General features: G+C 69.4%; 5 protein-coding genes and 1 pseudogene. All 6 read right to left on the bottom strand.

The window, feature by feature from the left end; genetic code table 11:
• Positions 1-121 precede the first annotated feature (121 nt).
• Complete coding sequence (locus tag ACWGDX_RS00595; RefSeq protein WP_453620757.1) at positions 122-955, bottom strand: shikimate dehydrogenase family protein; 834 nt, start codon at positions 953-955, stop codon at positions 122-124.
• Positions 952-1,599, bottom strand: a complete 648-nt coding sequence (locus ACWGDX_RS00590) for a 3-deoxy-7-phosphoheptulonate synthase (RefSeq protein ID WP_453620755.1) — start codon at positions 1,597-1,599, stop codon at positions 952-954. Before ACWGDX_RS00590 ends, ACWGDX_RS00595 begins: the two co-directional genes overlap by 4 nt.
• A complete protein-coding gene (locus ACWGDX_RS00585) occupies positions 1,596-2,666 on the bottom strand; it encodes a 3-dehydroquinate synthase family protein (protein ID WP_453620753.1) in 1,071 nt (356 codons plus the stop codon). The genes ACWGDX_RS00590 and ACWGDX_RS00585 overlap by 4 nt, the downstream gene beginning before the upstream one ends.
• A gap of 201 nt (positions 2,667-2,867) precedes the next feature.
• Complete coding sequence (locus ACWGDX_RS00580) at positions 2,868-3,635, bottom strand: arylamine N-acetyltransferase family protein (RefSeq protein ID WP_453620751.1); 768 nt, start codon at positions 3,633-3,635, stop codon at positions 2,868-2,870.
• A gap of 187 nt (positions 3,636-3,822) precedes the next feature.
• Complete coding sequence (locus tag ACWGDX_RS00575) at positions 3,823-9,138, bottom strand: SDR family NAD(P)-dependent oxidoreductase (RefSeq protein ID WP_453620749.1); 5,316 nt, start codon at positions 9,136-9,138, stop codon at positions 3,823-3,825.
• 33 nt (positions 9,139-9,171) lie between these two features.
• A pseudogene (locus ACWGDX_RS00570) lies at positions 9,172-14,565 on the bottom strand (type I polyketide synthase); the annotation flags it as partial.
• Positions 14,566-14,581: the final 16 nt, after the last annotated feature.

Below are 14,581 nucleotides of genomic sequence, written 5' to 3'. Positions count from 1 at the left end.
TCAGACCCAAGAGTGCGACTTTCACGGTAGGCACCGCGCTCACCACGCCACATCCCCCGGTCTGGTAGCCGTCTGCCGGGGTGTGGGTCGGCCGGACGTGGGATCGTGGCGGGTGTGTGCGTCAGCCGGTCCTGGGTGCGCTCAGGCCGAAGAACGCGCAGTAGGAGTCCACTTGACCGTTCAGCATGTGGATGCCGTGGTGGACGTGGTGGCCGAGGGCGGCGGCCTGCCGCAGCAGGGGCGTCTCGTGGGGTTTCATGATGATGTCGCCCACCACCGCCGCGGGCGGGAGGGCTTCGGGCGCGAACGGCAGTGGGTCGCTGGATCGCAGTCCGAGCGGGGTCGCGTTGACCGCGATGTCGCTGTCATGCAGGGGCAGTTCGGCGACGGCGTGGATTCGGCCGGGCCAGTACGTGGCGAGTCGGCCGACAAGCGTGTCCAGTTTGGCCAGGTCCGGGTCGGTCACGGCGATCCGGTCCGCGCCGGCCGTCAGCAGCGCGCACGCGATGGCGCTGCCCGCCCCGCCGGCCCCGGCGAGCGCGACCCGCTTGCCTCGTATCTCATGCCCGGCGCGGGCGAGGCCGGTCACGAAACCGGAACCGTCGAAGTTCTCGGCGAGCCAACTGCCGTCGGTCTCGCGGCGCAGCACGTTGGCCGTTCCGGCGATCTTGACGGTATGGCTTTGCCGGTCGGCGAGCTGGGCGGCGTCCGCCTTGTGCGGGACGGTGACGAAGATGCCGTCGAGGTTACCGATCCGCTGCAGGCCGCGTACGACCCGTTCCAGATCGCCAGGGTGGACCTTCACCGGCACCAGCACCGCGTCGACGCCCTGTTCGGCGAAGAGCGGGTTGAGCAGGCCGGGGGACCGGACCTGCTCGACCGGGTCGCCGATCACCGCGTACAAGCGGGTGGTGCCGCTGATCGGGACCCGCGGCGGGGTGGCGGTGTCGGTCATCGCGGGTTCCCGGGGCCGGCAGAGGTGACCTGCCGGGCAGCCGGCCGGATGGCCTCTGCGAGCAAATCGGCGACGGTGAAGGCCAGTTCCATGGACTGTTCCTCATTCAGGCGAGGGTCGCGGGCGGTACGGTAGCGGGCCGACAGGTCAGCCTCACCGAGGCCCTGTCCGGTCGATCTCCGGCCGCCGCCGGGGGTGCCTCGCAGGTACGAGGGGAGGCCGGTGTGCGGGTTCGCCGGCTCCTGTGCGTACGCCCGGCGGGCGAGCGTCATCGCGCGAGCCGCGTGCCCGTGGGCGCGGGCAAGGTGCGGCGACATACGCTTCAGGAGACCGAGGTTGGCTCGCAGGTGCGATTCGGTGGTCTCGGCGAAGGTTTCCGCGCGGTCCCCGCTCTGCGGCGGGAATGCCTGGCCGCGGGCGACCGCCGCGAGCTGCTCGGAGAGCTGTACCGTCTCGGACTCGGCCACGATCGGGGGCGCGGTGCGCAGCGGTTCCACCGCTGTCCGGGCCCGGACCGGGTCCGGCCACTCGGGCTGCTGCGCCGCGGGTCTGTCCAGGGCCGCGGCGAGGCGGTCCGCGAGCCTCGGCTCCCGCGTGTTCCCGCCCCGGACCTCGCCGTGCGCTGCCTCTGATGTGCGCGTCATGCCGGCGGGACTCCCGTTCCGTGGAAACCTGCCGGCTCGATGAGTTGCCCGAGTGGCTGCCGTGGCATGCGCTCCAGGACCTCGGCGACGACCTGTTCGGACACGTCGTGGACCAGCTCCGCTCCCCCGAGCCCGTCGAGGACGAAGGCAAGGCCTGTGAGCGCCTTCTTGTCCCGGCGCATCAGGCGGATCAGCTCGGCCGTCCCGATCTCCTCGGGCAGCGCGGTGGGCAGGCCGTAGAACTCGACGACCTCCCGGTGCTCCGCCACCCGCTCGGGACCGATCCGGTCCAGGGCCCCGGCAAGCAGGCCCGCGAAGATCGTGCCGATCGCGACGGCCTCGCCGTGCCGGAGCGCGAAGCCGCCGGCCAGCTCCAGGGCGTGGCCCAGGGTGTGGCCGTAGTTGAGGATGTGTCGCGGGCCGGTGTCCCGCTCGTCGGCCGAGACGACGCCGGCCTTCAGCCTCACACTGGCAGCGATGCGCTCCGCGAGGCCGAGCCCTCGCAGGTCACCGGCACCGATGAAGTGGCAGCGGGCGATCTCACCCAGGCCGTTGAGCATCTCACGCCGGGGCAGGGTGGACAGGTAGTCGGTGTCGCACAGTACGGCGGCGGGCTGCCAGTAGGCGCCCACCAGGTTCTTACCGGAGGGCAGGTTGACCGCCGTCTTGCCGCCGACACTCGCGTCGACCTGGGCCAGCAGCGTGGTCGGCAGATGTACCACCGGCACGCCCCGGTGGTACAGGGCGGCGGCCAGGCCGACGACGTCGGTGGTGGTTCCGCCCCCGCAGGAGACGACCGCGTCGTTGCGTGTGAGGCCGAAGCGTACGAACTCCGCGCACAGGGCCTCGACGGTGGCGAGGTTCTTGTCCGGCTCACCGTCCCGGGCGGGCAGCAGCACGGTCTCCACTCCCGTGTCAGGCACCCATTCCGCGGGCCGGGCCGACACGACGGCGACCCGCCGGGCGCCGAGGCCCTGGATCACCTCGGCCAGCGTGGAACGCACCCCAGGGCCGATCAGCACATCGTAGGAACGTTCGCCCAGGTGGACCGGTATCTGTTCTCTCACTCCGCCTCACTCTGTCCTGTGGAAGCAGGTGGCACGCCGGGGCGGCCACCCCGCCGGGGTCTTCAGGAGACGGTCCGCCGTCTGAACCCCGGGCGCGACCGAGGCCGCTGACCGGAGGTCCGGCTGTGCACGGCGGGGTCGGCTGAAGCCTTCGCGAGCATCTCCGGCCTTTTCCGCAAGCGGTCGTGGTGGTTCGTCCGCTCAGCTCCAGTAGGTGCTGACGATCTTTTCGAGCTCGCTCTCGTCCCGGATGAGACGAAGCCGCTCCTCGCCGTCCTCAACGGTGAGGAAGAGGTTCGCGGTGAGCGTGACCTGCCCGTTGTCGATGACCCGTCGGCGGCGCCGCGGATGCGCCGCCATCTCCTCCAGCGGCAGGGCGTCGCGCCAGCGGGCCCAGTCCGCGGTGGTACGCGTCTCCGGCAGGAAGCGGTAACTGTCGCGCCAGTCTTTGGCGCGGGTCTTGTACTCGAGGAAGTAGTGCTTCTCCCGACGGGTCAACCGGAACTCGATGCCGTCCTGGACCGCGGTCTCTCCGGAGAACGGCAGCGGCTCCACGATGGAGATGCCCGCGTGCCCGGCGTCGGCGAGCCAGTCCACACCGTCGATGGTGACGCGCATGACCATGTGCTCGATGTCAGGGCCCCACACTCCCCCCGGCAGGAGGGTGGCCGCGGCCAGCACCTGCACGTCGAAGCCCAGCTCGACGAGGAGCCGATGGAACATGAAGTTCAATTCGACGCAGATGCCGCCCCGGCCGCTGAGCACGATCGTCTCGAAGGCCGGGTCAAGGTCGAAGGACGCCTGGGCCAGGCCGAGGGCGTCGCCACTGCTGTTCAGGTCCAGGGCGTAACCACTGTCGTAAGGGATCCGCATCTGGTGCTCGCGGTGGATCTTCCGCAGGGTCGCCAGGCTTGCGTCGGGCGTTCCCGAGAAGCCGAGGTACTCCAGATACTTGTCCTTGTCGAACATGCCTTATCTCCTTGGGTGTTCGTCGTCGGCGAGTGGCGGAGGGGGTAGGTCGGTGACCGGTGCGCCGGCCGTGCCGCGCACCGGTCGTGGAAGTTGAGATCACGTGCCGGAGTTGCCCCGGTCCGACGTACGATCAAATCCTGGCTTGACGTCCGCGTTGCCGGATTCCGGCAGGGAGGCGAGTCGGTCATTGATCTCGCACCATGCGTGGAGTATCCGGCGAGTCCACGTGGGATTCGAGGCGTTCCAGCAGCTCCTCGGCGGCCAGTTCCGCGGTGGGGTACTCGAAGGCGAAGGTGGCCGGGATACGGACGCCGGTGAGCGCCGACAGCCGGTTCCTGAGTTCGATGGCGGTCAGAGAGTCGAAACCGATGTCGAAGAAGGAAAGGTCCGGTCCGATGTCGTCCGCAGACACGTGGCCGAGGATCGTGACGACCTCGCGCTGGACCAGGTCGACCAAGATCTTTCCTCGCTGGTCCGGGGACGCCTCGGCCAGCCGATCTGCGAGCGTGTCGGCCCCGGTCGCCCCGTCACGGGCGGGCCGCCGGCTGACGCGGATGAGGCCGCGCAGCAGTGGGGGGACGGATGCGGAGTCGGTCTGGTCCCATATCGCCTCGAGTTCCATCTTCGTCAGGACCTGAACAGCGTCACGGTCAAGCAGCGCGAGGTCGAACAGCTCCATGCCCTCTTGCTCCGTGAGTTCGGTGCTGTTCCAGCGGTCGAAACGCTTCAGCTCGACCTCAGCGAGTTTGTCCAGCGCGTCCGATCCCTGCCCCCACCATCCCCACACCAGTGAGGTCGCCGGCAATCCGGAAGCATGACGGCGTACAGCTAGCGCGTCGAGGTAGGAGTTCGCGGCAGCGTAGTTGCCCTGACCCGCCGAACCGAAGATCCCCGAAAGAGAGGAGTACAGGACGAAGGCCGCGAGGTCGAGATCGCGCGTGAGTTCATCCAGAATGTGTGCCGCATCGGCCTTCGGGCGGAGCACCGCGTCGAGCTGTTCGGGCGTCAGGGACGTCACCACACCGTCATCCAGCGCTCCGGCTGCGTGGATCACGCCGGTAAGGGGGGTGTCCTTGGGAACCGAGGCCAGAAGCGCGACCATGGAGTCTCGATCGGACACATCGCACGCTACGACTCGGACGAGCGCCCCGAGCCCCTCGAGTTCGGCTTCCAACTCGGCCGCGCCCGGTGCGTCCGGTCCCCTCCGGCTGACCAGGACGAGGTTTCTGATCTTGTGCTTGGAGACCAGGTGCCTGGCCGCCAGACGACCCAGCCTACCCGTACCGCCGGTGATCAAGACCGTGCCCTCGGGGTTCAGTGGACGGCCATGGGCATCGGCGGGGGCGGCCTTGACGAGCCTCGGCACCGCCACCGCGCCTCTGCGAAGTGCCGCCTGAGGCTGCCCGGACGCGAGTACATCGGGAAGGCGCAAGGCCGACGCCTCCGTGCCGTCCGTGTCGACCAGGAGGATGCGGCCCGGGTTCTCGGACTGTGCCGAACGCAGCAGGCCGGCAGCCGTCGCAACGGCCAGATCGGGAGCCGGGTCCCCGTCCTGGACGACCGCACCCACCTGTGTGAGAGCGACGAGAGGAGTGTCCTGGAAGGCGGGTTCCGCGAGCCACGCCTGGACGACCTCCAGCACTCGCCCGGTGAGGTCCCGGACGGCGGCGAGGTCCGTACGTCCGTTCCCGGCCACATCGAGGACGAACATGCCGGGGGGCGTTGCGGCCACGGCACGAACGTCCTCGGCAGTTGTCACGGGTACGACGTTCAGCTCGTCATGCACGCTCCTGACGGAGATGGGCTCCCAGGCCACACGGAACATCCGCTCCTTGGACGCACCTGAGCCGACACGCAGCAGTTCCGGGACCACCGGTCGCAGGACCATCGAGTCGACGGCGGCCACAGGTGCGCCGAAGGCGTCGGCCAGGCGCAAGCGGATCGTGTCGCGGGCGAGCGGTGTGAGGTGAACCCGCAGTGTGGAGGTTCCGACGGCGTGCAGTCTGACGTCGCGCCAGACAAATGGCAGAGCCAGCTTCGGGCTCTCGCCGGCCATATCGGTGCGGAAGGCACAGGCGTGCATGGCCGCGTCCAGGAGGGCCGGGTGCAGCCCGTAGTCATCGCCCTTGCCCGCTGCCTCGGGCAGTGAGACCTCGGCGAACACCTCCTCGCCGCGCGTCCACGCCCCGCGCAGGCCCCGAAAGGCCGGACCGTAGCCGTATCCCGCCTGTGCCATGCCGTCGTAGGCGGAGGCGAGTACGTCCGGGTCGACGGCGGTGGCGCCGGGCGGCGGCCACTGGGTGAGGTCGAAATCGGCCCCACCCTCCTCCGGCACCAGGCGCCCGGAGGCATGACGGGTCCAGCTCCCACGTGGACCGGCTTCCTCCCAGCGGGAGTGGATCTGGACGGTGCGGTGGCGGGATTCGTCAGGCTCACCCACCCACACACGTACCTGGACACCGCCGCTCTCGGGCAGCAGCAGGGGGCGCTCGATGACCAGTTCGCCGACCAGGCCGCACCCGATCTCGTCGCCGGCGCGGACCGCGAGTTCCACGAAGGCCGCTCCGGGCACGAGGACGACTCCGGCGGCCGCGTGGTCGGCGAGCCAGGGGTGCGTGCGCAGCGACAGCCGGGAAGTGAACAACACGCCGTCCGAGCCGGGGATTTCGGTAACCGCGCCGAGCAGAGGATGGTCCGCCGCCTCGAGACCGAGGCCTGGCGCGTCCCCACCGGAGTCTGCCGGATCCAACCAGTAGCGCTGGCGCTGAAAGGCGTACGTGGGCAGATCTACGGGCCGCTCCGTACCGCGGCCGAGGACGGCCCCCCAGGAGACCTGAACGCCGTGGGTGTGCAGGTGGGCCAGCGAGGCGAGGAACCTGCGCGGGCCGCCGTCGTCGCGGTGCAGCGACCCGGTGACGACAGCGGGTGCCTGGAGCTCCTCCAGCACGTCCTGGACGCTCGACGCCAGCACAGGGTGGGAGCTGACCTCGATGAACACTCCATGCCCATCACCGGCCAGGGACCGAATGGCCGGGTCGAACTGCACGGTCTGCCGCAGGTTGCGATACCAGTACTCGGCGTCCAGCTCCGTGGTGTCCTGGAGTCGCCCGGTCACCGTGGAGTACAGCGGCACGCGCGAAGGCCCGCCGGAGACCCCGGTAAGTGCCTCAAGGAAAGGGTCGCGCAGCACATCCATCTGTGAGGAGTGTCCGGCGGCGTTGGCCCTGTGAATCCTGCGGGCGTGGATGCCCTCGGTCTCGCACCGGGCGAGCAGCTCTTCCAGGGCGGGCAGTCCACCGGTCACGACCACCGAGGAGGGTCCGTTGACTGCGGCGATCTCCAGGCCCGGCAACTCCTCGACCAGCACGGAGGCGGCCTTGACACCGGCAACGAGGGACGCCATGCCTCCGCGTCCCGACAACTCGGCGCGGATAACCTTGGCCCGGTAAACCACGAGGCGGGCGGCGTCCGGAAGGGACAGCGCACCGGCAAAGCAGGCAGCGGCGATCTCGCCCTGGGAATGACCCACGACCGCGTCCGGGACGACCCCGCACGCTTCCCACAGCGCGGCAAGCGACAGCATCAGTGCCCACGACACCGGCTGCACGACGTCGATGTCTTCAAGGGACCGGGCGCCCTCCACCTGCCGCACCACATCGAGCAACGACCAGCCGGTCAGCGGGTCAAGCGCCTCGGCGCACTCGGCCATGCTGGTCGCGAACACGGGCGACGCCTCAAGCAGTTCCCTTCCCATGCCCGCCCACTGCGCGCCCTGGCCGGGGAACACGAAGACAGTCCGGCCTACGACGCTCTCGGCCGTTCCCCCGACGACACCGGTCGCTGACTCGCCGTTGGCCACGGCGTCCAATGCGGTCAGCGCCTCTTCCCGGTCCTCGGCGAGCACGATCGCACGGTCGGGGTGAAGACCCCGGCTCCGCACCAGCGACCGGCCGACGTCGAGCAGGTCCAGCTCTTGACGTTGCCTCAGGAACGAACCAAGGCGCCGGGCCTGACCGGCGAGACCCGCCTCGCCACGGGCCGAGAGGACCAGTGGCACAACCGAGTCGCCCAGCACGCGCGCCTTCTCGTCGGACGGGTTCACGGATGTCTGCTCGGGCGCCTGCTCCAGGATGACGTGCGCGTTGGTGCCGCTGACGCCGAAGCCGGAGACCCCCGCACGACGAGGACGGCCGATCTGGGGCCACTCGTGCGCCTCGGTCAGCAGCTCAACCGCTCCAGCAGACCAGTCGACCTGAGGCGTGGGCTCGTCCACGTGCAAAGTCCGCGGCAGCACACCATGCCGCATGGCCATCACCATCTTGATCACACCAGCGACGCCTGCCGCATGGCCCGCGTGTCCAAGGTTCGACTTCACTGAACCGAGCCACAGCGGCAGTCCGGGGTCACGGCTCTGACCATAGGTGGCGAGCAGGGCCTGTGCCTCGATCGGGTCGCCCAGGGGGGTTCCGGTGCCGTGCGCCTCGACGATGTCGACATCGGCGGACGACAGACCAGCGGTAGCGAGTGCCTGGCGGATCACCCGCTGCTGCGAGGGCCCGTTCGGCGCGGTGAGTCCGTTGGACGCGCCATCCTGGTTCACCGCAGTGGCCCGTACGACGCCGAGAATCTCATGTCCGTCACGGATGGCATCGGAAACCCGCTCCAACAGCAGGACGCCCACGCCCTCGGCGGAGTTCGTGCCATCTGCGGATGCCGCAAACGCCTTGCACCGGCCGTCCTTCGCAAGAGTCCGCATACGCGAGGCCAACACCAGGCCGGCGGGAGTGCACATCACAGTGGAGCCCCCGGCCAGCGCCAACGACGACTCGCCCGAGCGCAGGGACTGCACTGCCATGTGCATGGCTACCAGGGACGACGAGCAGGCCGTGTCGATAGTGACTGCGGGCCCCTCGAACCCGAGAGTGTAGGAAACCCGTCCCGACAGGACGCTCGCCAAGCCGCCGGTCATCAGGTAGCCCTCGAGCTCGTCGGGGACGCTGTGGAAACCGGTGGCGTAATCGTGCCCGCCCACGCCGGCGAACACGCCGACGTTCTTGCCACGCAGAGCAGCCGGGTCTATGCCCGCCCGTTCGATCGCCTCCCACGACGTCTCCAGCATCAGACGCTGCTGCGGGTCCATGACCAGCGTCTCGCTTTGTGAGATGCCGAAAAAACCGGCGTCGAACTCGCCCACGTCGTGCAGGAACCCGCCGTCCCGTACATAACTCGTGCCGGCCCGATCGAGGTCCGGGTCGTACAGGTTCTCAAGATCCCAGCCCCGGTCGGTGGGGAATGCGCCGACTGCGGAACGACCATCGGCGATCAACTCCCACAACTCTTCAGGTGACGACACCCCACCGGGGAACCGGCACGCCATGCCCACGATGGCGATCGGTTCAGTCAAGCTGTCGCGGATCTTCTTGTTCTCGTTCTCCAGCTGCTCGTTCTCGATCAGTGAAGCCCGCAGCGCTTCGACAAGCTTTGCCTCTGAGCTGGTCATTCCCTGTCTCCATTCGTTCCGGTCGCGCGTCCGCTACTGCTTCCGGGCTTTCCTCATCGCGCGCTCGACCAGGTCGTCAACGCCCATCTCCTCGATCAGCAGCTTGCCGTCCTGCTTCGGTTCGGCGGTGTCCGGCGCTGTGGCACTTTCACCACCGGGGCTCGCCACCAGTTGCAGGAGTTTCTCCATGAGCCCGAGTTCCTGGAACCGGGACAGAGGCGTGGTGACCAGGACCCTCCGGATCTCGTCCTCCCGGCCCGCCGACTCGCCAACGGCCTCGGGGCACAGTTCCGCGAGCAGACGGCGCATCAGGCTCCGGGGGGTGGGATGGTCGAAGACGATCGTGGCAGGGAGGCGGATCCCTACGAGTCCGGTGAGTCGGTTGCGGAGTTCAACGGCCAGCATCGAGTCGAAGCCGACCTCCTGGAAAGCCCGGTCGGGGTCGACCTTGCCGGGTGTCGCATGGCCCAGAACCGCAGCGACCTCGCGCCGGACCAGATCCAGCAGCATCTGCTCTCGCTGGACCGGGAGCCTGGCGGCCAGCTGTTCAGCGAGGCCGCCCCGACGGGAGGCCACGTGCCGAGCGGTGCGACGGCCGGCACGCACGAGGCTCCGCAGCAGTACGTGTACGGGTTCGGACGCGGCTTGGGCGCGCAGCGCGGCGTAGTCCGGCTTGGCCGCCAAGAGCACCGCGTCGTCCGACTGCAGCGCCGCGTCGAACAGCGCCAGACCCTCCTGGCTGGAGTGTGCCATCAGGCCCTGCGGGGCCATCCTCCGCTGATTGGCCATGCCCAGGTTCCCGCTGGTGCCGGTCTGGTCCCATACCCCCCATGCGAGGGATGTCGCGGGCAGGCCGGAGCGGTGGCGGTGGAGGGCGAGGGCGTCCAGGGAGGCATTGGCGGCGGCGTAGTTGCCCTGACCGGGGTTGCCCAGGACCCCGGCGGCGGAGGAGAAGAGGACGAACGCCGCAAGATCGATGTCCCGGGTCAACTCGTGCAAGTGCAGTGCGGCATCAAGTTTCGGCCGCAGGACGGTGTCGACACGCTCCGGCGTCAGGGCGGTGACCACACCGTCGTCGAGGACTCCGGCGGTGTGAACGACCGCGGTGAGCGGATGTGCGTCCGGTACGGCGGCCAGGAGCGCCGCGACAGCGTCCCGGTCGGCGGTGTCGCACGCGGCGACGGTGACGGTCGCACCGAGGCCGGTCAGTTCCTCGTACAGCGCCGCCGCCCCCTCGGCATCCGGTCCGCTCCGGCTGGCCAGCAGCAAGTGCCGTACACCGTATTCGGTCACCAGGTGCCGGGCGACGAGACTGCCCAGCGTCCCGGTGCCGCCAGTGACAAGGACGGTGCCCTCAGGGTTGAGCCCGCGCCGGGGACCTTCGGCAAGCCGGACACGCCGGAGCCGAGGGACGAAGGCCACACCGCCGCGCACACGGACACGGGGCTCACCCGCGGCCACCGCGAGCCGCACGGCGTTCACGGCGTTCACGGCCTGCACGGCCTGCACGGCCGCCGGGTGCTCCGAGGCCGCCGCACCGCCGCGGTGCCGCCCGCCATGGTCGCTCTCGACAAGGACGATACGGTCCGGGTGCTCCGACTGCGCCGAACGCAGCAGACCCGACACAGCGGCTACGGTCAGATCGTCCTCGGCATCCGGGACGATCACAACGAGACGGCTGTGCGCCAGGACCGGTACTGCCAGCCAAGCCTGGACAACGGCCAACACGGCGGCGACCGCCTCACGCGGACCGGCGGGCGCGTGCCCGGCCTCGTACACCAGCAGGCCCGGTACCGCTGGACCGTCCGCCGCGAGGGCAGCAACATCTTCGGCACCGACGACGGTCACTGTAGTGCCGGCGTCCTTGGTCATCTCCCCCGGGGGAAGGGGAAGCTCGGCCCAGTCGACCTGGAACAGGGCGCCAGAGGCCGACGCATCCGCGATCTCTGCGCTTTCGGGCGAAAACGGCTCGGCGACAACGGCATCAGCGGTCAGCACCGGCGCCTCGGAGGCGTCCACCAGCTCAAAACGGGTCACCCCTGTGGTGGTGTCACGGGCCGCACGTACCCGTACCGCCGCCGCACCAGAAGCCAGCAAGGCCACCCCGCTCCACCGGGTCGCGATCACGTCCTCATCAGGAAACGCCGTTCGGACCGCTGCGTCGAGCAGCGCCGGGTGCAGGCCGTAGCGGTCGGCGTCGCCGACCGCCCTGTCGAGGGCCACATCGGCGGCGGGGCTGCCGGCAGGCCACGTGGCGCCGGAAGCGGACGGGGTCACCGGGCCGGGCACCAACGTGCCGTGTGCGTGGCGTGTCCACACCGCGTCCAGGCCGGCGTTGTCCGGGCGGGAGTACACCTCAACCGGCCGCCGCCCCTGCCCATCGGCCTCCCCGACGGTCATCTGCACGGCTCTGCCGCCCCGCAGCGGCAACAGCACGGGCCGCTCCACGGTCAGCTCCTCGACCACCGCACTGCCCACCTCGTCACCGAACCGGATGGCCAGCTCCACCAACACCGCACTCGGCACGACAATGACGTCACCGACGGTGTGATCACCCAGCCAGGGGTACGCGTCCACCGACCACCGCGAGGTGGTCATAAAACCGCCGGAGTCCGGCCGGCCAACGACCGCCCCGATGAGCGGATGATCGCCGGCGGCTTGTCCGAGCGCGACAGCGTCGACAGCAGGAGCGGAGCGCAGCCAATAATGCTGGTGATCGAAGGCATACGTCGGGAGATCGACCTGCGAGGCACCGGCACCGGCACCGGCACCGGCCAGCAGCATTGCCGCCCAGTCCACAGGCACGCCCCGGACAAAAAGCTCGGCCATCGAGGTGAACAGCCGGCCCAGGCCTCCCTCCTCACGACGCAGCGAACCACCGACCACGGCCTCTGTGTCGGCCTGGTCAACGATCTCGCTGACCGGCTGCACCAGAACCGGGTGAGCGCTCGACTCCACGAACACCGAGTAACCCTCACCCAGCAGGTCGGCGATCGCGGGACCGAAACGGACCTGGCCACGCAGATTCCGGTACCAGTACCCGCCGCCCAGGACATCCGCCTCCTTTACCCACTCGCCCGTCACAGTCGAGTAGAAAGGAACCAGCGGCGCCTGGGCACGGATGTCGGCAAAGGCGGTTGTCAGTACGTCCTCGATCGCCTCAACATGCCGGGTGTGGGAGGCGTAGTCCACCGCCACCCGGCGCACCCGCACACCCTCCGCGGCAAGGACATCGAGAGCTTCATCGAGAGCCTCGGCATCACCGGCGATCACCACCGAGGACGGACCATTGACCGCCGCCACCTCCACCCGGCCCGCCCACCGCTCCAGCCACCCGGCCACCTCAGCCTCGGACAGCGCCACCGACGCCATACCACCGCGGCCCGCCAGACTTGCGGCGATCACCTGACTACGTACCGCCACCACCTGGGCCGCGTCCTCCAGCGACAACGCACCCGACACACACGCCGCCGCTATCTCACCCTGCGAATGACCCACCACCGCATCCGGCACCACACCCACCGACGACCAGACGGCGGCAAGGCCGATCATCACAGCGAAGCTCGCAGGCTGCAGCACATCCACGCGCTCCAGGAGACCGGCCGGAGCATCCCCTCGCAGCACATCCACCAGCGACCAGTCCACCCACCGCTCCAACACCGCCGCGCACTCAGCGATCCGCTCCGCGAACACCGGCGACGAATCGAGGAGTTCGCGACCCATACCGGCCCACTGCGAGCCCTGCCCCGGAAAGACGAACACGACCTTTCCGGCCCCGCCCAGAGTCGACACGCTGCCAGTGACCACACCGGGATGAGACTCACCCCGCGCCAGCGCACCAAGCCCCGCCAACGCCTCCTCCCCGGAGTCGGCCACGATCACCGCACGCTCGGACAACATCGCCCGCTGAGCGACCAACGCACCCGCCACGTGCGGCAGTGGCACCTCACTCGACTCCACAAAGGACGTCAACCGCTCGGCCTGGCCCGCCAGGGACCCGGCACTCCTCGCCGACACCACCAGCGGCACCACACCATCGCCGACGTCCACCATCGGCTCAGGCACAGACTCCACCGGCGTCACGGGCTGCTCTTGCGGGGCCTGTTCCAGGATCAGGTGCGCGTTGGTCCCACTGACACCGAAGGACGACACACCAGCACGGCGCGGCCGACCGGTGTCAGGCCACTCCCGGGACTCGGTCAGCAGCTCGACCGCGCCCGCGGTCCAGTCCACCTTCGCCGACGGAGCATCGACATGCAGCGTCGGCGGCATAACCCCGTACCGCAGCGCCTGCACCATCTTGATCACACCAGCCACACCCGCCGCGGCCTGGGTATGACCGATGTTCGACTTCAACGACCCCAGCCACAACGGGCGCTCGGGTTCCCGGTCACGGCCGTACGTCGCCAGCAGCGCCTGCGCCTCGATCGGATCACCCAGAACCGTGCCCGTGCCGTGCCCCTCCACCACATCCACATCCGCCGTCGAAAGCCCCGCATTGGCAAGCGCCTTACGGATCACGCGCTGCTGCGACGGACCATTCGGCGCCGTCAACCCGTTCGACGCGCCGTCCTGATTCACCGCGCTGCCACGGATCACCGCGAGCACCCGATGCCCGCGCCGCCGAGCCTCCGACAACCGCTCCAGAACCACCACCCCGACACCCTCGGCCCAGCCGGTGCCATCCGCGGCATCCGCATACGACTTACACCGGCCATCCAAGGACAGTCCGCCGTGGCGCGAGAACGTCTCGAACGCCCCCGGCGTCGCCATCACCTTGGCCCCGCCCGCCAGCGCCAGCGAGCACTCCCCCTGCCGCAACGCCTGCGCCGCCAGATGGATCGCGACCAGCGAGGACGAACACGCCGTGTCCACCGTCACCGCCGGACCCTCAAAACCGAACACATACGACACCCGGCCTGAGGCCACACTCGACGCCGCCCCCGTGCCGATACCCCCCAGCTCGGAGTGCACGTTGCCACCCGCGAAGTAGTCGGTGCCCATGACGCCGGAGAACACCGCGACCTCTTGGCCCTTCAACGTCCCCGGGTCGATCCCGGCCTGTTCCAACGCCTCCCACGAGGTCTCCAGCAACAACCGCTGCTGCGGATCCATCGCCAGCGCCTCACGCGGCGAGATCCCGAAGAAACCCGCGTCAAACTCCCCCGCCTCATACAGGAACCCACCCCGGGGCACATAGGAGGTGCCGGCCTGGCCCGGGTCGGAGTCGAACGAGCCCTCCACATCCCAGCCACGATCGGACGGGAAACCGGACACACCGTCCCGGCCCTCGCTGACCAGCCGCCACAAATCCTCCGGACCCGCCACACCACCGGGCAGACGACACGCCATACCCACAACCGCAACCGGCTCCCCGGAGGCCGCCAAGAGCTGGCGGTTCTGCTTCTTCAGCGAGCCGACCTCTTCGAGCGATGCTCGGAGC

Source organism: Streptomyces sp. NPDC055025, assembly GCF_053608565.1.
Note: the sequence above shows the minus strand (reverse complement) of the source record. Positions and strands in the feature narration are given on the sequence as shown.

Coding starts and splice junctions, on each gene's coding strand:
- ACWGDX_RS00595 (WP_453620757.1), bottom strand. CDS start 955: ATGACCGACACCGCCACCCCGCCGCGGGTCCCGATCAGCGGCACCACC.
- ACWGDX_RS00590 (WP_453620755.1), bottom strand. CDS start 1,599: ATGACGCGCACATCAGAGGCAGCGCACGGCGAGGTCCGGGGCGGGAAC.
- ACWGDX_RS00580 (WP_453620751.1), bottom strand. CDS start 3,635: ATGTTCGACAAGGACAAGTATCTGGAGTACCTCGGCTTCTCGGGAACG.
- ACWGDX_RS00575 (WP_453620749.1), bottom strand. CDS start 9,138: ATGACCAGCTCAGAGGCAAAGCTTGTCGAAGCGCTGCGGGCTTCACTG.